Raw genomic sequence first — 22310 nt, forward strand, 5'->3', positions numbered from 1 at the left:
TTGTTGGTGGAGAAGGGGCTGCGCGCCAGGCACACAGCCCCTTCCCGATAATGTCAGTATCTGTTCGCGGACAGATTACTTGGCGAGCCACGCCTGGAATTTAGCGTCCAGATCGTCGCGGTTGTCTGCCCACCATTCGTAGTCATAGACATGAACGTTGCCGGAGTTCGCCGGATCGGTCGGCATATGCGGTGCCATGTCGATACCCAGAATGGCGTGTTTGCCAACCAGCGGCGCAGAGGAGGCGCGCGCCGGACCGTAGGAAATGAACTTGGCCTGATCTGCCAGACGCTGGGTGTCGGTTGCGAACTTCAGGAAGTCCATCACGCGAGCCTTGCGGTCTTCGGGCAGGTCAGCCGGAACGATCCAGCCATCCAGGTCGAAAGACTGCATATCCCAGAGCATTTCGATCGGCTGGTTCTGCTCAGCAATTGCCGAGAACAGACGACCGTTAAAGGTCGAGCCCATCACCACTTCGCCATCTGCCAGCAGCTGCGGCGTTTCCGCACCAGCAGTCCACCAGACGACCTGATCCTTGATTGTGTCGAGCTTGGCCAGGGCACGCTCCACACCTTCGTCGGTGCTCAGCACGTCGTAGATCTCATCCTTGGCAACGCCGTCGCAGTAGAGGGCCCACTCGACGTTGTCGATCGGACGCTTCTGAAGGGCGCGCTTGCCCGGATATTTCGCAGTGTCGAAGACATCGCAGATGGAGCTCGGCGGCGTGTCACCAACCTTGTCCATGCGGTACCCGAAGGTGGTCGAATACACGATCTGCGGCACGAAGCAGTCGCTGACGATCAGATCGCCGAAGTCTTCGGTTGCGGGTGTGCCATCGGGCGCCGCAGCCAAATCTTCGTCGTGGTTCAGCTCGGCGGCGAGACCTTCGTCACACATACGCATCGCATCAGAAGCAACAACGTCGACCAGATCCCAGGTGACATTGCCCGCTTCGGTCATGGCGCGCATTTTTGCGGTCGCCTCGGCCGAGCTTTCATCCCAGATCACTTTCAGATCGGGGTGCATTTCCTGATAAGGAACCACATAGGCCTTCAGCTGGCTTTCCTGATAGGCGCCGCCCCAGGACACGATGGTCATCTCGTTGGCCATATCAGCAGCCATCGCCATCGGCGCACACAGTGCCGTGGTGGCTGCCAGGGCAGTCAGTTTGGTGAGTTTCATAGACACTCTACTCCTTGTTGAAATCGTTATTTATCTGGATTGTCCGCCGGTCGTTCGCTGCCGGAGGTTCGGGCGCGCGCGGACGTCAGGCGTCCAGCGCGCGGCAATCTTCAGGCAACCAGCCGATTTCGATCTGCTGGCCGGGCTTCAACCGTACCTGATCGGGTGCGTTGCGGGTCTTGATGATGAACTCATCATTTCCGGCGACGCGCAGACGGGTGCGGAAGATGTCGCCCATGTAGATAAACTCAAGCACTTCAGCCTTGAGCGTATGGGCGCCTTCCTGCATCCGGTCCTTGTTGTATTCAACACGTTCGGGCCGGATCGACACGCGGGTCCGCTCACCGGGTTTGGAAACGTTGATCGGCTTGCAGTCAATCAATTCGCCATCGTCCAGTTGTACCAACGCGATGCCATTGTTGACCTCTTTGACCGTGCCTTCCAGCGTGTTGTTCTCACCAATGAACTGGGCAACGAAACTGTTGGACGGCTCTTCGTACAGCTCATCCGGCGGCGCCAGCTGCTGAATACGACCATCGTTGAACACTGCCACGCGATCCGACATGGTCAGCGCTTCGGTCTGGTCGTGGGTCACATAAACAGTGGTGATGCCCAGCTGATGTGCAAGATGGGTGATCTCGAACTGCATCTTCTCGCGCAGCTGCTTGTCCAGCGCGCCCAGAGGTTCGTCCATCAGCACCAGTTCGGGTTCAAACACCAGCGCACGCGCCAAGGCAACACGCTGCTGCTGACCACCAGACAATTGGGCCGGACGGCGACCGCCAAAGGCGCCCATCTCGACCATGTCAAGCGCGCGCTTCACCTTCTGCTCACGCTCGGACTTGCCCATGTTGCGGACTTCCAGCGGGAAGCTCAGATTTTCGGCAATGGTCATGTGAGGGAAAAGCGCGTAGTTCTGGAATACCATTCCGATGCCGCGTTTATGAGGCGGAATATTGTTGATCGAGACGCCGCCAAGCCGAATATCACCATGGGTCGCTGTCTCAAAACCCGCCAACATCATCAAGCAGGTCGTTTTGCCCGAACCGGACGGGCCCAACATGGTCAGAAATTCGCCTTTCGGCATGGTGAGGTTCAGATCTTTGACAACGAGGTTCTCGCCGTCATAACTCTTCTGCACGCGTTCGAATTCAACGAACGCGCTCGTGTTTGACGCATCAGCCAAGTGAGGCTCCCTGGTTTGGTTCGGCAGATTAGCTCTGCACTTCTGTCGTGATGTAAGCACACACGAGTGTTGGTGTGCAACCGGATCGTCCGGATCATCTCTGTAGTTTACCTTAGGGCCGATAACGCCGACAACGGTACGTATTGCGACGAACAAGGTTCGAAAAGCGACAGGATTTCGATTGCCAATCAGATAAAAACTCTATGTGTACACGCCTTGATTGATCGCAAACGCCCGTTACCGGAAACACTCAAATAACCGAATTTGACCGAGCAGCTTTAACCGAGCCACAAAGATTCGCGGAAATAGCAAAGGCGCCGACTCCCGACAGGAACCGACGCCTTGGTCAAACAGCTTCAGCCCGCGTCACGCGCTGTGCAGCAAGTCTCGCTCTTTCAGCGCTGCATAACATTCATCGAGCGACTGGCGCGCCCGCGCGATGAGCGTATCAATCTCTTCGGGTGTGATGATCAGCGGCGGCGAGATGATCATCCGATCACCAACGTGGCGCATCACCAGATTATTGGCAAAGCACCGCTCCCGGCAGATGTAGCCGACAGTTCCGGTTTCAGCGGCAAAGGCCGCGCGCGTCGCCTTGTTCGGGGTCAGTGCAATCGATCCCATCATGCCGACAATCTTGGCTTCGCCCACCAGCGGATGATCGACGAGCGCCTCCCATTGCTCCTTGAGATAAGGCGCCACAACATCACGCACATTGTCGATGATGTTCTCCTCCTCGAGAATGCGCAGGTTCTCCAGCGCCACCGCGGCGGCAACCGGATGGCCCGAATAGGTGTAGCCGTGATTGAATTCACCGGATCCAATCACCGCTGCAATCTCGTCGCTGACAATAGATCCGCCAATCGGCGCATAGCCGGACGATAGCCCCTTGGCGATGGTCATGATATCGGGGCGAATGCCCATGGTCTGGCTTCCGAACCAATTGCCAGTACGCCCGAAGCCGCAGATCACCTCATCAGCGATCAGCAGGATTTCATATTTGTCGCAGATCCGCTGGATCTCGGGCCAGTAGGTTGCAGGCGGAACAATGACACCGCCGGCGCCCTGAACCGGTTCGGCGATAAAGGCCGCGACCCGGTCTTCGCCCAACTCAAGAATCGCCTGTTCCAGCTCCTGAGCGCGCGCGAGACCAAACTCCTCTACCGCCATATCGCCGCCTTCGGCCCACCAGTTGGGCTGATTGATATGATGGATATCCGGGATCGGCAGGCCGCCCTGTTCGTGCATCGCAGTCATACCGCCCAGGCTGCCGCTGCCAACGGACGAGCCATGATACCCGTTCTTGCGGCTGATGATAACCGATTTTGTCGGCTTGCCCTTCATCGCCCAATAATGGCGGACCATGCGAATATTGGTGTCATTGGCTTCTGAACCAGACCCGGCGAAGAACACATGGTTCAGCCCCTCGGGCGCCAGTTCGGCGATTTTCGCCGCCAGCGCGATCGCGGGCGTGTGTGTGGTCTGAAAGAATGTGTTGTAGTACGGCAGCTCGCGCATCTGGCGGGCGGCGACATCTGCCAACTCGTCCCGCCCATAGCCAATATTGACACACCACAGGCCGGCCATGGCATCCAGTATCTGGTTGCCCTCGCTGTCTGTCAGCGTGACGCCAGTGGCGCGCGTGATAATCCGCGCGCCTTTTTCCGCCAGCTCACCGTTTGCGGTGAAGGGGTGCATGTGATGGGCCGCATCCAGAGCCTGAAGCTCGGCCGTGGGCAGGTGATTTGTAATCGCAGTCATGGGGCAGACTCCTGAAGGAAGAGATTGCGCCCAGAATATGATCAAATTCTAGCGTGTCAATCGAATCAGCTCGACTGATTCAGCCCCTGACTTACCTGATCCATCCCCTGAGCGACGTCCCGCTCCATGGCCAGCGCCGCCAGATCTGCGTCCTGGCGATGCAGGGCCTCGAGGATGTCCTTGTGCCGGTCGGGAAAGCTCTGCGTGCCGAGCCTTCCACAGACCACGCGCAACGATGGACCGAAGCGCAGCCAAAGCCGATCCGCCAGATCTGTCAGGATAGGCGCATCGGCATACGCATAAAGCCGCGTGTGGAACCGGTAGTTCTGCACCAGATAGCCAGTGACGTCTCCTGCCGAAATAGCCTGATCCAGAGCTGTGTCGATGGCCTCCAGCGCGGTGATATCATCCGCCGATACACGCGTGGTTGCCAACCGAGCAAGTTGACACTCTATTGTTTTTCTTGCATAAATCAGCTCGTTCAGGTCACTTTCACGTAACATCGGCACAGACACACGGCGATTTCCCTGAAACACGAGCGCGCCATCAGAGATCAGTCGGCGGATTGCTTCGCGTACCGGGGTCATCCCGGCCCCCAACGACTCGACCAGACCCTGGATGGTGACCGCCTGCCCCGGCGCCAGATCGCCAAACAGAATTTGCCCGCGCAAGGTCTGGTAGACGGTTTCATGGGCGGGCAGTTTGGCAGTGGGCTGACTGCCGGATGATGCGGCTGGTTGGCTCAGGTTCACCTTCTGAATTCCTCCTAAATTTTGGGCAGCTTGCACCAAGTTTCCCCAAGTGAAAACATAAACAGTATTGCCGAATGAGGCAAAACTTGATCAAATCCTTATCAGCCGGGCACGGAAACCGGCACGCACAGGGAGATACTCATGACACTCAAGACGATGACATTGACAGCCATCGTGGCGCTGAGCAGTGCGGCCGCCGTCGCCGAAGAAGTTCGCGTTTACAACTGGTCCGACTATATTGACGAAGCCTTGCTGGAGAAATTCGAAGCCGAGACCGGCATCGAACTGATCTACGACGTCTTCGACAGCAACGAGTTGCTGGAAACCAAGATGCTGGCCGGCGGCTCCGGTTACGATGTAGTCGTTCCGACCGGCTCGTTCCTGGCGCGTCAGATTCAGGCTGGCGCGTTCCAGAAACTGGATACCGACAAGCTGTCGAACGCAGGCAACATGTGGGACGTGATCAAGGAGCGCACGGCACGCTATGATCCGGACAACCTCTATTCCATCAACTACATGTGGGGCACGACTGGGATCGGTGCAAACACCGCAAAGGTCGAAGAGGCTCTGGGCGCGGATGCACCGATCGACTCGCTCGATCTGGTGTTCAACCCAGCCAACATGGAAAAACTGGCCGAATGTGGCGTCTACATTCTGGATGCCCCGGACGAGATGATCCCGGCCGCCCTGCAATATATCGGTGAAGATCCCAATAGCATGGACCCCGATGTGGTTGCCAAGGCCGAACCCGTGCTGATGGCGATCCGCCCCTATGTGAAGAAATTCCACAGCTCAGAGTACATCAACGCACTGGCAAATGGTGACATCTGCGTGGCCTTTGGCTGGTCCGGCGATATCCTGCAGGCGCGCGATCGTGCCGACGAGGCCGAAAACGGTGTCGAAATCGTCTTCAACGCGCCCAAGGAAGGCGCACTGATGTGGTTCGACCAGATGGCGATCCCGGTGGACGCCCCGAACCCCGACGGGGCTCACAAGTTCCTGAACTTCATTATGGAAGCCGAGAACATGGCTGCGGCATCCAACTACGTCTATTATGCCAATGGCAACAAGGCGAGCCAGGAGTTCCTCGAAGAGGATGTGATCAACGACCCCGCGATCTATCCGAACGATGACACCCTGAAAAACCTCTACATCAAAGAAGCCTATCCGCCCAAATTGCAGCGTACGGCGACGCGTATGTGGACCAAGATCAAATCTGGGACCTGACCCGAGATTGATTGACGCGCGGGGCATCGGATATGCCCCGCGCTTTTTCCTGCGGGAACGTCGGCAGCTGTTCCATGCCCGTTCCGCCACTTGCGTCATACATTGGGGGCCAGCGTGACTATTCCTGTTTTTGAACCCTGGAACGATCCAGAGGCTAAGCCCCTGATCCAATTCCAGAATGTTACCAAGCGCTTTGGTGAGTTCACCGCGATCGACGATCTGACGCTTGGGATCTACGAGAAAGAGTTCTTTGCCTTGCTTGGCCCCTCGGGCTGCGGCAAGACCACGATGATGCGGATGCTGGCAGGGTTTGAAACGCCAACCGAAGGCAAAATTTTCCTGTCGGGTCAGGATATTGCACCGGTCCCGCCGAACAAGCGTCTGGTCAACATGATGTTCCAGTCCTATGCGCTATTCCCGCATCTGAGCGTCTGGGACAATATCGCCTTTGGACTGAAGCGCGAGAACAAGCCCAAACATGATATCGCCGAGCGGGTACAGGAAATGCTGCGCCTGACCCGGCTGGAGAAATTCGCGCGGCGCAAGCCGCACCAGATCTCCGGCGGTCAACGGCAGCGGGTGGCCTTGGCAAGATCGCTGGCCAAAGCACCCAAACTTCTCTTGCTGGATGAACCTCTCGGCGCGCTCGACAAGAAGCTGCGCCAGGACACCCAGTTCGAACTGATGGACATTCAGGAAAAGACTGGCACCACCTTTGTTATTGTCACCCACGATCAGGAAGAGGCGATGACGGTCGCCTCCCGCGTGGCGGTGATGGACAATGGCCAGATCGTCCAAGTTGCTACTCCTGATCGTATCTACGAAACGCCAAATTCGCTTTACGTGGCTGATTTCATTGGCGATGTGAACATCATCGACGGCACCGCTTCGCCCACGGGCCCCGATGAATATGCGGTCAGCTGGAAAGATGGCGCCGCCCCGCTGATGGTGAAAAGCCAGGCGACATTCTCTGATGGCCAAGCCTGCCATCTGGCGATCCGCCCGGAGAAGGTCACGATCAGTGCGGATCGTCCCGCCGAGGCCGACAATAGCGTGCAGGGCCGTATTCTCGATATAGCATATCTCGGCAATATCTCGACCTACCATGTCGAACTGCCATCTGGTGCGGTGATCAAAGCTCAGACCGCAAATACCCGCCGTATCGCCCGGCGCGCCTTTACCTGGGAAGACCCGGTCTGGCTGTCCTGGACAGCCACTGCCGGTGTCCTACTGGCAAACTGATGCGCCGCTTTATCCTGATTGCCATCCCTTACGCCTGGCTTCTGGCGCTGTTCCTTGTGCCCTTTGCCATCGTGTTCAAGATCGCCCTGTCGGACGCCGCCGTCGCGCGCCCGCCTTATATGCCGCAGTTCGACTGGGTCACTGGTATCGGCGCCTTTATTGCGGATCTGGATTTTGAGAATTTCGTCTGGCTGACAGAAGACGACCTCTATTGGAAAGCCTATCTCAGCTCGCTTCGGATCGCTGTAATCTCAACTGTGCTGACCCTGCTGGTCGGCTACCCCATGGCCTATGGCATGGCCCGCGCCCCGTCTGAATGGCGTCCCACGCTGATGATGTTGGTGATCCTGCCCTTCTGGACCAGCTTCCTGATCCGCGTTTATGCTTGGATGGGCATCCTGTCGAATGAGGGGCTGTTGAACCAGTTTCTGATCTGGCTTGGGATCATCGACACGCCGCTCACCATTTTGAATACCAATACCGCGGTCTATATCGGCATCGTCTACACCTACCTGCCGTTCATGATTTTGCCGATATACTCGGCACTGGAGCGGCTGGACGGATCGCTCATCGAGGCTGCCGAGGATCTGGGCTGCTCACGTACGCAGGCCTTCTGGTTGGTCACCATCCCGCTGTCGCGCGCCGGCATCATTGCGGGCTGCTTCCTCGTCTTTATTCCGACGCTAGGCGAATTCGTGATCCCGTCACTGCTGGGGGGGTCGGACACGCTGATGATCGGCAAGGTTCTGTGGGAAGAGTTCTTCTCCAACCGTGACTGGCCAGTGGCCTCTGCGGTGGCAGTTGTGCTGCTATTGATCCTGATCGTGCCGATCGTGCTGTTCCAGCGTAACCAGCAGAAACAACAGGAGGCGGAACAATGACCCGAATGAGCTGGTTCAACACCGTTTCGCTGACGCTGGGATTTGCGTTTCTGTATATCCCGATGGTCATCCTGATCGCCTACAGCTTCAACGAAAGCAAGCTGGTTACCGTCTGGGCCGGGTTCTCTGTCAAATGGTATGGTGAACTGCTGCACAACGAGGCATTCCTCAGTGCGGCATTGGTCACGCTGAAGGTAGCCGTTATCTCCTCCAGCATCGCGACGGTCCTTGGCACCATGGCCGCCTACGTGCTGGTGCGCGGCGGGCGGTTCCTGGGGCGTACGCTGTTTTCCGGCATGATCTACGCGCCATTGGTGATGCCAGAGGTAATCACAGGCCTTTCGCTGCTGCTCCTGTTCATCGGGATCGGGCTGGATCGCGGGATTATGACCATCGTGCTCGCGCATACGACCTTTGCCATGTGCTATGTCTCGGTCGTGGTCTCTTCGCGGTTGGTAACCTTTGATCGATCGCTGGAGGAAGCCGCGCTGGATCTGGGCTGTTCGCAGGCAGAGGCGTTCCGCCTCGTGACGCTACCGATCATCGCGCCCGCAGTGATTTCAGGCTGGCTTCTGGCCTTTACCCTGTCGCTGGACGACCTGGTGATTGCCTCCTTCACCGCAGGCCCTGCGGCGACAACCTTGCCCATCAAGATCTTCTCTGCGGTGCGGCTCGGTGTCAGCCCGGAGATCAACGCGCTCTCGACGATCATGATCGGCATTGTCACCGTCGGCGTTGTCACAGCCTCGCTGGTCACCAAACATCAGTTGGTCCGCCAGCGTCGTGACGAGCAGAACGCCGAACGCAGCTAAGCAGCGGCTCAGTCCGCGTCCCAATCAGGGGCGCGGGCCAGCCCCAATGCCTCCAACTGATCCGGTCCCTGATATCGGATCGCATCGCTGTGCCAGAGATCCGGTGCCGCAGCCAATTGGTTGTAATAGCCGTCGAACAATTCCGGCGCGCTGAAATGCTGGCCACGCCGCTTTTCTATCTCTGCCTTCTTGGTGATTTCGGGCAAGAATTTGCTGTGCAGCAGAACCCCGGACGGACCTGCCCCACCTGGCCCATCGTATAGTGCATTCAACCGCCTGGGCAGCATTGCATGGGTAGAATTCGTATAGGCGAAGCTGCGGTGCCATTTGACCAGCGGCACCTTGTTCAGCGTAGGTCCCCGCTGCGGCTCATCAGGAAAAAACATCCGCTCCCTGATGCCGCCCTGTACCCACAGGTTGCCGCGCGGCGCCTGCCGAACCCGGCGATATGGCCCGGTATCAAACCACGGCAATACTCGGCGGGGATCATCACCTGGGACGTAACTCACCTCTCCCACTGACCCCTTGGGAAAAAGATCCAGCATCAAGGCACCGAAGCCAGCCCTTCCATGACGGTCCAGCCAATCTGTCAATCCGCGCAGACCGTGCCGGGCATCACCGCCAAACACCAGCAATTCATCTGCATCAACACTGAGACACCAGCGGCGGTGACCATAACGGATCTGAAGCCATGTCGCCCAGTCGAGACCAAACCGAGCATCGCGATAGCTGGCGCCTGTATGCCAGAGCGAGACATCAGGCTGACCGGCAAGATACGCGGCGCTGCCATCATCGCTGCCATTGTCGACGATCAGAAAATGGTCGACACCCAGATCGCGATAAAAGGCCAGGAAAAACGGAAGCCGGGTCGCTTCATTGCGCAGCACTGTGATGGCAAGAATTGCATCCCGTTGCAAACTGCGAGTGCGGTCCGTCAGCGTCGTCAGCTGATGCCGGGACCGGAAAGAGCGCCAAAGCAGCCGACGTCGCTGCCACCTCAGCCGGTAGGCCGCCGCCAGGGAGATTTCCGGCAGCGGTACAGTACCTGGAGCCCGCTCTGGCCCCGTCACCCTAGCGCTCGTAAGCGCCGGCTTTGTGCCAGCCCCAGGCATCCGCGATCATAGTTTCAAGATCCGATCGCTTCGGCTCCCACCCAAGCAGGGTAGCCGCCCGCACCGAACCCGACACCAGCTTGGTGCAATCGCCGGCACGACGAGGACCAATTGAGTGAGGCACCGATTGACCGGTTGTCGCCTCCGCCTTGTCCATGACTTCCCGTACGGAGAAACCGGTGCCGGTCCCCAGGTTGAAGACCTGGCTCCCTTTGCCGTCTTTCAGCCATTGCAGGCCCAGCACATGGGCGTCGACCAGATCGCAGACGTGAACATAGTCACGCACGCAGGTGCCATCCGGGGTGTCATAGTCGGTTCCAAAAATGGTCAGCGCGTCACGTTTGCCCTCAATCGCATCCAGCACCAGCGGCACCAGATGAGTCTCGGGGCGGTGGAACTCGCCCACTTCGGCCTCGGGGTCGGCACCCGCCACGTTGAAGTAACGGAAGATCACCGACCGCAGCCCATGCGAGGCGCCAAAATCGCGCAGGATGTCTTCTACCGCCCGTTTGGACGCGCCATAGGCATTAAGGGGAAGCTGCGGCGTGCTTTCGTCCAGCACCACATTGTCATGCTCCCCATAGGTGGCGCAGGTTGATGAGAAAACGAAATCAAGGCAGCCGGCTGCCACCGCGGCTTCAATCAGCGTGAGAGACCCGCCGACATTGTTGGCCCAGTAGCGCCCGGGTTCGCTCATGGCTTCACCAACCTGGCTCAACGCGGCGAAGTGCATCACGGCGGCCGGTTGATATTTGGCAAAAACCTCGTCCAGTCGCAGACGATCAGCCAGATCCCCCTTTTCAAAGGGTCCGAACTTCACGGCGTCCTGCCAGCCAGTCACCAGATTATCGTAGGTTACGGGGGTAAAACCGGCAGCCTTTAGTGCCTTGCAGGCATGAGAGCCAATATAACCCGCTCCACCAGTCACCAGAATATATGTCAAAGCAGCGTCTTCCTGATCAAAAGGCCGGACAGTGCTGTCCGGCCACCCAATTTCCAGATGTTCACAATCTCCGCCACTCTCGGCGAAGTGATCGGCTTACTGCGCCGCCTTGTCGACCTGCGCAATCTCATTGATGTAGCACATCAGATCATCGCGCAGCTCTTCACGTGCCAGCGCAAAGGCGACGGTTGCCTGCAGGAAACCAGCCTTGGATCCGCAATCAAAGCGCTGACCACGGAAACGATAGCCGTAGACCGGCACATCGTCGGCGATATCTTCGGCAATGGCATCGGTCAGCTGGATCTCACCACCGGCGCCCTGTTTCTTTTTATTGAGATTGCGCAAGACCGATGGCGCCAGGATATAGCGACCAATAACCGCCAGATTAGACGGCGCATCTTCGGCTTTGGGCTTTTCAACCATGCCATTTACCGACACCACCGAGCCCATGTCGTCGCGCACATCCAGCACGCCGTAGGACGATGTCTGTTCTGGCGGAACCTCCATGGCCGCGACCATATTGCCGCCGGTTTCCTCGTAGGCTTCCACCATCTGCTTCAGGCAGGGGGTTTCCGCCGCGATGACATCATCAGGCAGGATCACCGCAAAGGGTTCATTGGCGATCAGGCGACGCGCGCACCAGACCGCGTGACCAAGGCCCAGCGCCTGATGCTGGCGAATATAGGCAATCGCGCCCGATTCCATATTGGTCGCTTTCAGGATTTCCAGCAGATCATCCTTACCCTTCTTGCGCAGCTCCTGCTCAAGCATGGGCGAATGGTCGAAATAATCCTCCAGCGCTCCTTTGCCGCGCGAGGTGACAAAGATGAACTCCTTGATGCCGGCCTCTCGGGCCTCATCAATGGCATATTGGACCAGCGGGCGGTCAACCAGCGTCATGATTTCTTTGGGAACCGATTTGGTTGCCGGCAGGAATCTGGTTCCAAGCCCGGCCACCGGAAAAATTGCCTTCGTTACTTTTCTACGCATCTCGCACTCTCGTTTCTATTTCTCAAACCGTTCTGATGCGGTTCGTCAGTGGGGCCGTTTGGGTGGCAAAACCTACCTCGAAAGGCCGGTCAGAGTATTCCGTAGGCAATTCAGAAAATATACCCCCAGTCACATTTCGCTCACGGCATCCCGTATCATGTTTCATATTATCGACAATTCAGGCCTATTTGTGACCCATTTTTTTCATCATCGCCTCAATCCGGGGAACATCCTCGGGGTTGTTCAGCTCCCAGAACTCGCGTCCACGTGCTTCAACCTCCACGCAGAGAATCTTGCGCCCGTTCTCAAGAAAGCGCAGCTGCTCCAGCCCTTCGAGGGTTTCCAATGGTCCGACAGGCCAGCCAGGATAGGCGCTCAGCGCGTCCGGGCGATAGGCATAGACACCGACGTGGTGAAACACCGGCGTCTCCTGATCTGAACCATAGGTTTCGGACGTAAAGGGCACCACCTCCTTGGAGAAGTAGAGCGCATTATGGTCGCTACCGAACACTGCCGTGGTGCCGCCAACACGACCGGCCTTACGGTCTGCCAGCAGACTGTTCAGCGTCGCGCCGTCGCAGCGCAGCACCGGCGTTGCCAACCCTTTGTCAGGCGCGCCGCGCAGGCCGACAATCAGATCCTCGATAAACCAATGCGGCGTCAGCGGCGCGTCCCCTTGCAGGTTCACCACGATATCATAACCGCCGCCAAGTTTATCCAGCGCTTCGGCGCAACGCTCCGTCCCGTTGGCGCAGCTTTCGGAGGTCATAACGACCTCGGCACCAAACCCGGTGGCAGCATCGCGAATTCGGTCGTCGTCGGTTGCGACAACCACACGATCTACGCCATTGACGGCCATGGCCGCACGCCAGGAGCGTTCGATCAGCGTTTGGCTCTCGCCGCTGGACCCGGTCAAAGCAACAAGCGGCTTACCAGGATAGCGAGTCGAAGCATAGCGGGCGGGAATGACGATAAGGACGGACATCAGGCTTTCTTAAGCTCCACACCCGGCGCATAGGCTATAAAGAAAGGATTCGAATAGCCTTCCTTGCCGTAGGTCAGTGGCGAATGATCATCAAAGCGTACCACTTGACCACCGGCACCGCAGAGGACCGCATGACCGGCGGCGGTATCCCATTCCATGGTCCGCCCCACCCGCGGATATAGATCGGCTTCGCCTGTTGCGACCAGACAGAACTTCAGCGAAGACCCCGCGCTCTTGCTGTCCTTCACGGCGTATTTGTTGATGTAATCATCGGTGGCCTGATCACGGTGCGATTTCGACGCAACCACCATCAGCGCATCATTATCACTGTCTGCAACACGAATGGGTTTGATCTCTCCCATGGCTGACGGATCAAAAGCGCCGGTTTCCTCAACCGCTGATCCGTCCGCCAAGGTGAAGAACATCCGAGACCGCGCCGGCGCATAGACAACGCCGCGCGTCGGCACACCGTTTTCGACCAATGCGATATTGACGGTAAAATCACCGCGGCGGTGGATGAACTCCTTGGTTCCGTCCAGCGGATCCACAATCAGAAAGGTGTGCCCGCTCTTGCTGTGCGATTCCGCCTGTTCCTCGGTCACCAGCATCACGTCGGGAAAGGCTGCGCGCAACCCGGCAGAAATCAACGCATCGGCGGCCTCGTCAGCGGCGGTTACCGGGCTTTCATCCGATTTTACCTTCACCTCGAATTCATCCGAATTATAGATCTCCATGATCTTCTCTCCGGCTTCGATCGCCAATCGGCGGATTACCGGAATAAGCTCATCATATGTCACAAACACTCTCCCTGACCGGGTTTGGTTGATTACAGCAGTTGTCCCCCTTATGGTCGGGGTGAAACGGAACAGCAAGATTTCCGTGGTAACGATAAGCAGAGTTTCACCTAAAGCAGGTCCGGCTAAGCGACATCATGTTCGAGCAACGCCACAAACGGTCACGTCTCAGCAGCCTCATCGCCATGGGTGAGGTTGTCTTTCATTCCGTGGCCCGCAGCGTTCGCTCCAAACATAATAATGCGTTCATGGCTCTGGCGACCAATCTCACGCAGGCGGTGATGTTTGTCATCGTGTTCTACGTGATGTTTTCCCTGCTCGGCCTGCGCGGTTCGGCCATTCGCGGCGATTTCCTGCTCTATGTGATGTCGGGTGTGTTTTTGTTCCTGACCCACACCAAGGCCGTTTCCGCTGTCGCCGGAGCAGAGGGACCAAGCAGCCCTATGATGCAGCACGCCCCGATGAACACGATCGTCGCCATTCTGTCGGCGGCACTGGGATCACTGTATATTCAGGTGCTGTCGATGCTGATCATCCTGTTCGTCTATCACGTGGCGTTCACCCCGATTGAAATAGAGGAACCGATTGCGGCCTTTGGCATGGTGCTGCTCTCCTGGATAACCGGTGCTGCGGTAGGTTTGATCCTGCTGGTCATGAAACCTTGGTCGCCCGGGACTGTTGGCATCATCTCCACGATCTACCAAAGGGCCAATATGATCGCCTCGGGCAAGATGTTCCTGGCGAACACTCTGCCCAGCTTCATGCTGTCGATGTTCGACTGGAACCCGCTGTTTCATTGCATAGATCAGGCGCGTGGGTTTGTGTTCATCAACTACAACCCCCATTTCAGCAACTGGCAATACGCAGGTTGGGTGGCGCTCGTCCTGATCATGATCGGACTGATGGGGGAGTTTTACACCCGTCGCCGTGCCTCGATCAGTTGGGGTGCCAAACGCTGATCGACGGATTGACGCAATGGCTCAGGTCACCACGCGAAGTGTCAGGTTTATGCGACCACCCTTTGGCAGCAAACGCGAGGATTTGAAGCGGATGCGGTCAACCCCATGATAGGTCAGCCGCGCCTCGCCCCCCATCACGACGACATCGCCTGAGTTCAGCCAGACGGTCTCCGTCTTACCGCCACGGAATTGATTGCCGATCCGCAGAAGGCCGTCATCGCCCAGAGAGACGGACACCACCGGGTAAGAGAAATCCGCCTCATCCTTGTCCTGATGCAGACCCATGCGGGCGCCCTCGCCATAGTAGTTGATCAAACAACAGTCCGGTTGTCGCTCCAGCCCTGTGCTGGCCCGCCAGATATCCAGGATTTCTGCCGGGATTTTCGGCCAGCCCTGGCCGGAGGGATGCCGATCCTGATAACGATACCCGCCCCTGTCACTCACCCAGCCGCATACCCCGGCCGAGGTCATTCGCACCGACATCTTGCCGCCACCGGGCACCTCAGGCGAGAACAGAGGAGCGGCGCGCAGAACGGGACGCAGACAGTCAATCAGCTGTCGCTGCCGTTCCGTATCCAACAGGGGTTTTGTCAGCTCAAATCCCCGCAACCGCAACTTCATCATCACCGTTAGCCTGTTCTTAACCGCTCCCCTGTCAAAAACCGCAGTAATTCGCGAAACAGGACACGATCTGGCGGTTGCAGGGGGCATTTGCGCTCCCTATATACGCCGGGAAGCGGGGAGGTGCAGACCAAACCGCAACTGAATCGGGGCCGGAATGCCAAAATGGGTTCAGACCTCGGGTAATCGCCTTAGAAAGTGAAAAGGGATCGAAAATGAGCAAAGTTATCGGAATCGACCTCGGGACCACCAACTCCTGTGTGGCCATCATGGACGGATCGCAGCCTCGCGTTATCGAAAACGCTGAGGGCGCCCGTACCACGCCGTCGATCGTAGCCTTCACCGACGATGAGCGTCTGGTGGGCCAGCCTGCCAAACGTCAGGCCGTCACCAACCCGGACAACACCGTATTCGGCGTAAAGCGCCTGATTGGTCGCCGGTTCGATGACAGCGATCTGGCCAAAGACAAGAAAAACCTGCCTTTCGCCGTAATCAACGGCGGCAATGGTGACGCATGGGTCGAAGCCAAGGGTGAGAAATACTCCCCGTCGCAGATCTCTGCTTTCATCCTGGGCAAGATGAAAGAAACCGCCGAGTCCTACCTCGGTGAAGAAGTGACCCAGGCCGTCATCACCGTGCCTGCGTATTTCAACGACGCCCAGCGTCAGGCCACCAAAGACGCCGGCAAGATTGCCGGTCTCGAAGTGCTGCGCATCATCAACGAACCAACAGCAGCGGCCCTGGCCTATGGTCTGGACAAGGAAGAAACCCAAACCATCGCGGTCTATGACCTTGGTGGCGGTACCTTCGACGTGACCATTCTTGAAATCGACGACGGCCTGTTTGAGGTGAAATCCACCAATGGCGACACGTTCCTTGGTGGTGAAGACTTTGACATGCGCATCGTCAACTACCTGGCAGACCAATTCAAGAAAGAGCACGGCGTCGACCTGACCAAGGACAAAATGGCTCTGCAGCGTCTGAAAGAAGCCGCTGAAAAAGCCAAGATTGAGCTGTCCTCCTCCAGCCAGACCGAAATCAACCAGCCGTTCATCTCGATGGATCCGTCCTCGGGCCAGCCGCTGCACCTAGTCATGAAACTGACCCGTGCCAAGCTGGAGAGCCTGGTTGGCGATCTGATCAAGGCGTCGATGAAGCCCTGCGCCGCTGCGCTGAAAGATGCCGGTCTCTCGGCATCTGACGTCGACGAAGTTGTTCTGGTCGGCGGTATGACCCGCATGCCCAAGGTGATCGAGGAAGTCAGCAAATTCTTCGGCAAAGACCCCCACAAGGGTGTGAACCCGGATGAGGTTGTTGCGATGGGCGCCGCCATTCAGGCCGGTGTTCTGCAAGGCGACGTGAAAGACGTCGTTCTGCTCGACGTGACACCGCTGTCCCTGGGTATCGAAACCCTCGGTGGCGTCTTTACCCGACTGATCGACCGCAACACCACCATCCCGACCAAGAAGAGCCAGGTGTTCTCTACCGCCGAAGACAACCAGAACGCCGTGACCATTCGTGTGTTCCAGGGTGAGCGCGAGATGGCGGCCGACAACAAGATGCTCGGCCAGTTCAACCTTGAGGACATCCCGCCCGCACCGCGCGGCATGCCGCAGATCGAAGTGACCTTCGACATCGACGCAAACGGCATCGTGTCCGTTGGCGCCAAGGATAAGGCGACTGGTAAAGAGCAGAATATCACCATCCAGGCCTCCGGTGGTCTGTCCGATGAGGATATCGAAAAAATGGTCAAGGATGCCGAGGACAATGCCGAGGCAGACAAGGAACGTCGCGAGCTGATCGAAGCGAAGAACCAGGCCGAAAGCCTGATTCACTCCACCGAGAAATCGATGGAAGAGCATGCGGACAAGGTGGACCCGACCACCATCGAAGCGATCGAACTGGCCATTGCCGCGCTGAAGGATGACCTCGAAAACGAGAAATCCACCGCCGACAAGATCAAGTCTGGCGTTCAGAACGTCACCGAAGCCGCCATGAAGCTAGGCGAAGCGATCTACAAGTCGAGCCAGGAAGAGGCAGCGGATGAACCCGCCGCCGCGGATGAGGCTTCAGGCCCCGGTGATGATGACATTGTCGATGCCGAATTCGAAGATCTGGACGACAACAAGCGTTAAGGTCTGATTTTGGCCAAAGCGGGCCGGTCCGAACCCCGGGCCGGCCCGCTTTCGTTGCGGCAAGAAGGGTATTCCGATGTCCAAACGAGATTACTATGACGTTCTCGGGGTGTCCAAAGGGGCCACCGCCGATGAAATCAAGAAAGGCTTTCGCAAGAAGGCCAAAGAGCTGCACCCCGACCGGAACAAGGACAATCCCGAAGCCGAGGGGAAGTTCAAGGAGGCCAATGAGGCCTACGATGTCCTGAAGGACCCTGAGAAGAAGGCCGCTTATGATCGTTACGGTCACGCCGCCTTTGAAAACGGCATGGGCGGCGGCCAACGCGGCGGCCAACGCGGCGGTCAAGGCGGCCAGGGCTTTGGCGGCGGCGACTTTTCGTCTGCCTTCTCAGATGTCTTCGACGATCTGTTCGGCGACTTCATGGGTGGACGCGGCGGCCAGGGTGGCGGGCGGCAACGAGCCGCGCGCGGCTCGGATCTGCGCTACAACCTGCGCATCTCGCTTGAGGATGCTTTTGCGGAGATGCACAAAACGATCAACGTACCGACCGCTGTCGCCTGCGGATCCTGCGAAGGCACTGGCGCTGAGGGCGGAGTGGAACCAACGACATGCCCGACCTGTTCCGGCATGGGCAAGGTTCGCGCGCAGCAGGGTTTCTTCACGGTGGAGCGCACCTGCCCCACCTGCTCCGGCCTTGGCCAGATCATCAAGAACCCCTGCAAATCCTGCCAGGGCCATGGTCGTGTAGAGAAAGATCGCTCCCTGTCGGTGAACATCCCGGCAGGCGTGGAAACCGGCACCCGCATTCGCCTTGCCGGCGAGGGTGAGGCCGGTATGCGCGGTGGTCCTCCCGGTGATCTCTATATTTTTGTTGAAGTCTCCGCACATGACCTGTTTGAGCGGGATGGAAACAACCTATACTGCCGGGTACCGGTATCCATGGCAAAGGCCGCATTGGGCGGCGCCATAGAAGTCCCCACCATTGATGGTGGCCGTGGCCGTGTGCAGATCCCGGAAGGCAGCCAGTCCGGCCGCCAGATGCGCCTACGTGGCAAGGGCATGCCTGCCCTGCGCGGCGGTGCAACCGGTGACATGTTCATAGAACTGGCGGTGGAAACCCCGGTGAACCTCACCGCCCGGCAGAAGGAACTGCTGCGTGAATTCGAGGATCTCTCCGAGGACAACACCAACCCGGAAAGCCGGAGTTTCTTCTCCTCCGTGAAAAGCTTCTGGGACGGGATGAAGGGCTGATCCCCTCCCCATTCTAAACCAATATTAAGCGCTCCAATGGGGCGCTTTTTTCGTTGGTTTTGCGGCTGGCCGCATGGTGATCCATTTGCATTAACCCTTCCTCAACCACGATGGCCACAGCATAGCCTATGGCCAAGGATCCCGCGTTTCAGGATGTCTCTCTCCCGCTGTTCTCCAACAGCGCAGAGATGGGGCCTGCCTCCCCGCCAGAGCGGCGCCTGCCCTCCTATATCAGGGATCACCGCGCGCGGTTGCGCGAGCGTTTTATGGACGGGGGCGCGGCTGCGATGCCGGACTATGAGTTGCTGGAACTTCTGCTCTTTCGATCCATTCCGCGCCGTGATGTCAAACCGCTGGCCCGGCTCCTGCTTGAGACCTTCGGAGATTTCAACCGGGTTATCACCGCGCCCCCTGAACGTCTCTCGAAGGTGAATGGCATCGGCGAGGCTGTCGTCGCGGATCTTAAGATCCTGGAGGCTGCCGCCCATCGAATGGCCCGCGCCAAAATCATGCAGCGACCGGTCTTGTCCTCTTGGGACGCGCTTCTGGACTATTGCCATACCGTCATGGCCCATCGTGAGACCGAACAGTTCCGTGTCCTCTACCTGGATCGCAAGAACACTCTGGTCGCGGATGAAGAGCAGGCCAGGGGCACCGTCGATCATGTGCCGGTCTACCCGCGAGAGATCGCCAAGCGGGCCCTTGAAATAAGCGCCAGCGCCCTGATCCTGGTACATAATCACCCGTCGGGCGACCCGACCCCATCGCAGAGCGACATCGAGATGACCGACCGGGTTGCGCGGGCACTCGCCACTCTGGATATCGTTCTGCATGATCATCTGATCATCGGAAAATCTCGCGAACTGAGCTTTCGCTCGGAAGGATATCTCTAGCGGTCTAAAGCTCTTTTATCGAACCCAGACTTCGACCCGTCGATTGACCTGTCGGCCCCATCGCTGGTCTTCACAGGCCATCGGCAGCGCCTCACCAAAGGCCTCCACCGCTATTTCGGTCCGCTCGAGATTCGCGGTTTCAGCTGCCGCGATGACCGCATCTCGCACCGCCTCCGCTCGTTTCAACGCAATGGATTTATTACCGCTCGCCGGGCCATCGCCATCTGAGAAGCCGACAAAAACCAGCTCCCGCGCATCGTAGGCCCCAGCCTCCAGGGACCGGGCGAGCTGATTGATATTGCTTCGCGATTGCGCATCGGGGCGGGTCGATCCCGGTTCAAAGCGAAACGACGTGGTCAACCGCTGCAGACCGTCCAGGCGACTGACCAATCTCTGCAACTCCGCAAGGGAGACCTCCGGCCCGGCTGCGCTGATGGCATTGGCCAGACGGTCGCCCTGAACATTCATCGAAATTCTCTCTGGTGCCTGATCAACGAACCCGGCTCTGCGGATCACAATCTGCGCCGCGGGGCCGCGAACATAACTCAGAAAATCCCGCGCAAGCTTGGGCAACCGTCGTGACGGGAGATATAGAAACATCGGCGCGGTCAGCGGATAGTCTTCTGTCTTGATTGACCGGCGATTGGCCCGCAGCGAGAAGCCACACGCGCCGCGCAGGGTCAGGACGCGTGCGGTCGATGTTTCGGCAAAGCTCGCCAGCCCAAGGGCAAAGGGATCAGTCGCAACGACTCGCACCAAGGTGCTGCCACGGTCGTGGCGCCGCAGACGACTGCCAAGCGCCGCAATATTTGGCGGCTCAAGCCGGTCAGAAATCGCCTGAGCCAAGCCAGAGCCCGCGACGGGCAAATGAAGAGAGATCGGCGCGTCAGCCCCACCCAGCTCAGACCAGTTTTTCAGATCCCCGGATAGAACGCGCGCGAGATTCGACACCGAAATCGAGCGCACAGGGTTCCCCGGTGCCACCACCGGAACCATGGCGTCCAGCGCCAGAACGCGACTGCGTTGTGACCCTGTCATATCCCCCATTCCGGCCTCACGCGCGCGCTCACGCTCCGCGCTGCGGATTTCGCGCAGGGCCATCACGATATCGGCTTCATTGGCCAGAAGATCGGCAAACCCTTCGTCGGTATTGCTGACAAAAAAGCTGAACCTGGCGGCGACTCGACCTGTGTCCCGCAGTAACACATAGTCAAAATTATTGTCGGGCATCGGATCTCGCCGGGTCTGGAAACCGTTTCTGAGTGCGAACCCTTCGATCAGCGCCGGTAACAGAACCTCTGCCATGGTGGAAGAACCCGACAGGGTAATCTCCGCAACATAATCAGACAGGCTCGGGCAGCCGGGCCCCTCACAGCTGACGCCGGACCCATCAACCGTCAGCTCACCGAACTTCGTATCAACGCGATAGAATTCACCATCAAAACCCAGAATATTCCCGGTGATCTCAACGGCGCCGTCAGGTGAGGAAAGGGTCACATCCTGCGCATTGAGCGGCAGGATTCCAGCGACAAGAAAGAGTGCGGCGCCTACCGCCGCACGAAGCAAAGCCATGAGAAATCCTGAATAAACCGCTAGTTAATTTGCGGCGATTTTCAGTGTTTCTAGCAAATTATTCAACACAAGAAAATCACCCGTAGCGGCACAATCAGGCATCGCCAGTGTCAGATCACGGGTGCGCAGCTTTCCATCGCGCAGTTCAAGCGTCTGCGCCGAAACGTCGCGACCGCAATTGATCGCGGTTACCTCGGCCTCGACTGTCAGGTCGATCACACCACTACGGTCGCCGCCAAGCCGTGGAACGCTGTAGATCTCTGCCAAACGCGGCGCCAGCTGCGAGGCATCGCCAAGCTGCACGACCGACCCCCGGCCAGCTGTAAGATCAGCACCGCGCCAGACATGACCAGCGCTGCCGTACCCCGCGCCAAACTCGCGCGCGTGCAGTTCAAAGCCGCTATTGCCAGCCCATTGCAGGACCACCCGGCTGACCAGATTTAGATCAGGCACCGAAGTTGTCGCCACTGCACCACGGCCTGTTTTCGGCTCGACGATAAAAACTGCGGTAGAAGAAAGTGCCGGCACCTGAACGGTCAGCGCGCCGGTATCGTCCAGGCGGCTGGAGAACATCATTCCATTGTGATGAATGGTCAACCGCTCTCCGGGACGGCAAAGGGACAAGATCGTCAAACGCACCTCTGCCATCGGGCTGGCGACGGCTTCTGCTGTCATATCGCAGGTGGTCTCTGGGTCATGACGCCCGGCCTGACGGGCTTCGCCCTCGCCGTCGGAAGCAGGTGTGGCCGCAGTGAGGCTGATCGCCTCAATCTGAAGTGCACCATCGGTCGAGAGGTCTGGCAGGTTGTCTACGGCCGCAACCGCAAGCCCCTTCGCAGGAACCGCGGCTTCTGCAGTCGCCTGCGGACCGCCATCGGCATGTTGCATAACAAGACCGATCGCCAGTGCGCTACAGAGGGTGGCCGCGCTCATCAAGGCTGTACGTTTGCTGATCATTACCGACTCCTTACCCAAAAAGGTTAAGGAACCGTGACGCAGAAAGGCGACCAA

General features: G+C 58.3%; 20 protein-coding genes. 8 read left to right on the forward strand and 12 right to left on the reverse strand.

Annotated features, from left to right (window positions below):
* Positions 1-75 precede the first annotated feature (75 nt).
* The 4 genes from VWY60_RS03670 to VWY60_RS03685 form a co-directional block, all read right to left on the reverse strand.
* Positions 76-1182 carry an extracellular solute-binding protein gene (locus tag VWY60_RS03670; RefSeq protein ID WP_340547189.1) on the reverse strand — a complete coding sequence of 369 codons (1107 nt, stop codon included), beginning with the start codon at positions 1180-1182 and terminating at the stop codon, positions 76-78.
* 85 nt (positions 1183-1267) lie between these two features.
* Entirely contained in the window at positions 1268-2368 is a 1101-nt protein-coding gene (locus VWY60_RS03675; protein ID WP_340547188.1) for an ABC transporter ATP-binding protein, read from the reverse strand.
* A gap of 366 nt (positions 2369-2734) precedes the next feature.
* Complete coding sequence (locus tag VWY60_RS03680) at positions 2735-4129, reverse strand: aspartate aminotransferase family protein (RefSeq protein WP_340547187.1); 1395 nt, start codon at positions 4127-4129, stop codon at positions 2735-2737.
* Between the two features lie 65 nt (positions 4130-4194).
* Positions 4195-4917, reverse strand: coding sequence for a GntR family transcriptional regulator (locus VWY60_RS03685; RefSeq protein ID WP_416539920.1), 723 nt, complete (start codon positions 4915-4917; stop codon positions 4195-4197).
* A gap of 105 nt (positions 4918-5022) precedes the next feature.
* Between VWY60_RS03685 and VWY60_RS03690 the strand changes: the two genes are divergently transcribed.
* The 4 genes from VWY60_RS03690 to VWY60_RS03705 all read left to right on the forward strand — a co-directional run bounded on the left by VWY60_RS03690 (position 5023) and on the right by VWY60_RS03705 (position 9043).
* Positions 5023-6108, forward strand: a complete 1086-nt coding sequence (locus VWY60_RS03690; RefSeq protein ID WP_340547185.1) for a polyamine ABC transporter substrate-binding protein — start codon at positions 5023-5025, stop codon at positions 6106-6108.
* Positions 6109-6222: 114 nt separating this feature from the next.
* Positions 6223-7350: an ABC transporter ATP-binding protein gene (locus tag VWY60_RS03695; RefSeq protein ID WP_416539856.1), complete on the forward strand. Its 1128-nt coding sequence runs from the start codon at positions 6223-6225 to the stop codon at positions 7348-7350.
* Positions 7350-8231: an ABC transporter permease subunit gene (locus VWY60_RS03700; RefSeq protein ID WP_416539857.1), complete on the forward strand. Its 882-nt coding sequence runs from the start codon at positions 7350-7352 to the stop codon at positions 8229-8231. The genes VWY60_RS03695 and VWY60_RS03700 overlap by 1 nt, the downstream gene beginning before the upstream one ends.
* Positions 8228-9043, forward strand: coding sequence for an ABC transporter permease (locus VWY60_RS03705; RefSeq protein WP_340547182.1), 816 nt, complete (start codon positions 8228-8230; stop codon positions 9041-9043). The genes VWY60_RS03700 and VWY60_RS03705 overlap by 4 nt, the downstream gene beginning before the upstream one ends.
* A gap of 8 nt (positions 9044-9051) precedes the next feature.
* Here VWY60_RS03705 and VWY60_RS03710 read toward each other — a convergent pair whose 3' ends face one another.
* From VWY60_RS03710 to cysQ, 5 genes are all read right to left on the reverse strand, one after another.
* Positions 9052-10113 (reverse strand): glycosyltransferase family 2 protein, encoded by a 1062-nt coding sequence (locus VWY60_RS03710; protein WP_416539858.1) that lies wholly within the window; start codon positions 10111-10113, stop codon positions 9052-9054.
* A gap of 1 nt (position 10114) precedes the next feature.
* Entirely contained in the window at positions 10115-11098 is a 984-nt protein-coding gene (gene galE, locus VWY60_RS03715) for a UDP-glucose 4-epimerase GalE (RefSeq protein WP_416539859.1), read from the reverse strand.
* Positions 11099-11194: 96 nt separating this feature from the next.
* Entirely contained in the window at positions 11195-12088 is an 894-nt protein-coding gene (gene galU / locus VWY60_RS03720) for a UTP--glucose-1-phosphate uridylyltransferase GalU (protein WP_340547179.1), read from the reverse strand.
* Between the two features lie 184 nt (positions 12089-12272).
* Positions 12273-13073, reverse strand: a complete 801-nt coding sequence (locus tag VWY60_RS03725) for a 3-deoxy-manno-octulosonate cytidylyltransferase (protein ID WP_416539860.1) — start codon at positions 13071-13073, stop codon at positions 12273-12275.
* Positions 13073-13870, reverse strand: coding sequence for a 3'(2'),5'-bisphosphate nucleotidase CysQ (cysQ, locus tag VWY60_RS03730; RefSeq protein WP_416539861.1), 798 nt, complete (start codon positions 13868-13870; stop codon positions 13073-13075). The genes VWY60_RS03725 and cysQ overlap by 1 nt, the downstream gene beginning before the upstream one ends.
* Positions 13871-14004: 134 nt before the next feature.
* On the opposite strand from cysQ, the gene VWY60_RS03735 reads away from it, so the two are divergent.
* Positions 14005-14826 carry an ABC transporter permease gene (locus VWY60_RS03735; RefSeq protein WP_340547176.1) on the forward strand — a complete coding sequence of 274 codons (822 nt, stop codon included), beginning with the start codon at positions 14005-14007 and terminating at the stop codon, positions 14824-14826.
* Positions 14827-14847: 21 nt separating this feature from the next.
* Here VWY60_RS03735 and VWY60_RS03740 read toward each other — a convergent pair whose 3' ends face one another.
* Positions 14848-15450 carry an alpha-ketoglutarate-dependent dioxygenase AlkB family protein gene (locus VWY60_RS03740; RefSeq protein ID WP_416534313.1) on the reverse strand — a complete coding sequence of 201 codons (603 nt, stop codon included), beginning with the start codon at positions 15448-15450 and terminating at the stop codon, positions 14848-14850.
* Between the two features lie 212 nt (positions 15451-15662).
* Here VWY60_RS03740 and dnaK point away from each other — a divergent pair, with 212 nt between their 5' ends.
* From dnaK to radC, 3 genes are all read left to right on the forward strand, one after another.
* Positions 15663-17582: a molecular chaperone DnaK gene (dnaK, locus tag VWY60_RS03745; protein WP_340547174.1), complete on the forward strand. Its 1920-nt coding sequence runs from the start codon at positions 15663-15665 to the stop codon at positions 17580-17582.
* Between the two features lie 76 nt (positions 17583-17658).
* A complete protein-coding gene (dnaJ, locus tag VWY60_RS03750) occupies positions 17659-18834 on the forward strand; it encodes a molecular chaperone DnaJ (protein WP_416539862.1) in 1176 nt (391 codons plus the stop codon).
* 128 nt (positions 18835-18962) lie between these two features.
* A complete protein-coding gene (radC, locus tag VWY60_RS03755; RefSeq protein ID WP_416539863.1) occupies positions 18963-19727 on the forward strand; it encodes a RadC family protein in 765 nt (254 codons plus the stop codon).
* 15 nt (positions 19728-19742) lie between these two features.
* Here the strand turns inward: radC and VWY60_RS03760 are convergent, their stop codons facing one another.
* Both VWY60_RS03760 and VWY60_RS03765 read right to left on the reverse strand, forming a co-directional pair.
* The gene (locus VWY60_RS03760; RefSeq protein WP_416539864.1) at positions 19743-21299 is read right to left on the reverse strand and encodes a substrate-binding domain-containing protein; all 1557 of its coding nucleotides are present in this window, start codon (positions 21297-21299) and stop codon (positions 19743-19745) included.
* 24 nt (positions 21300-21323) lie between these two features.
* A complete protein-coding gene (locus tag VWY60_RS03765; protein WP_416539865.1) occupies positions 21324-22256 on the reverse strand; it encodes a hypothetical protein in 933 nt (310 codons plus the stop codon).
* Positions 22257-22310: the final 54 nt, after the last annotated feature.

Origin of the sequence: Phaeobacter sp. JH20_26, assembly GCF_048056275.1 — a bacterium.
GTDB lineage: Bacteria > Pseudomonadota > Alphaproteobacteria > Rhodobacterales > Rhodobacteraceae > Phaeobacter > Phaeobacter bryozoorum.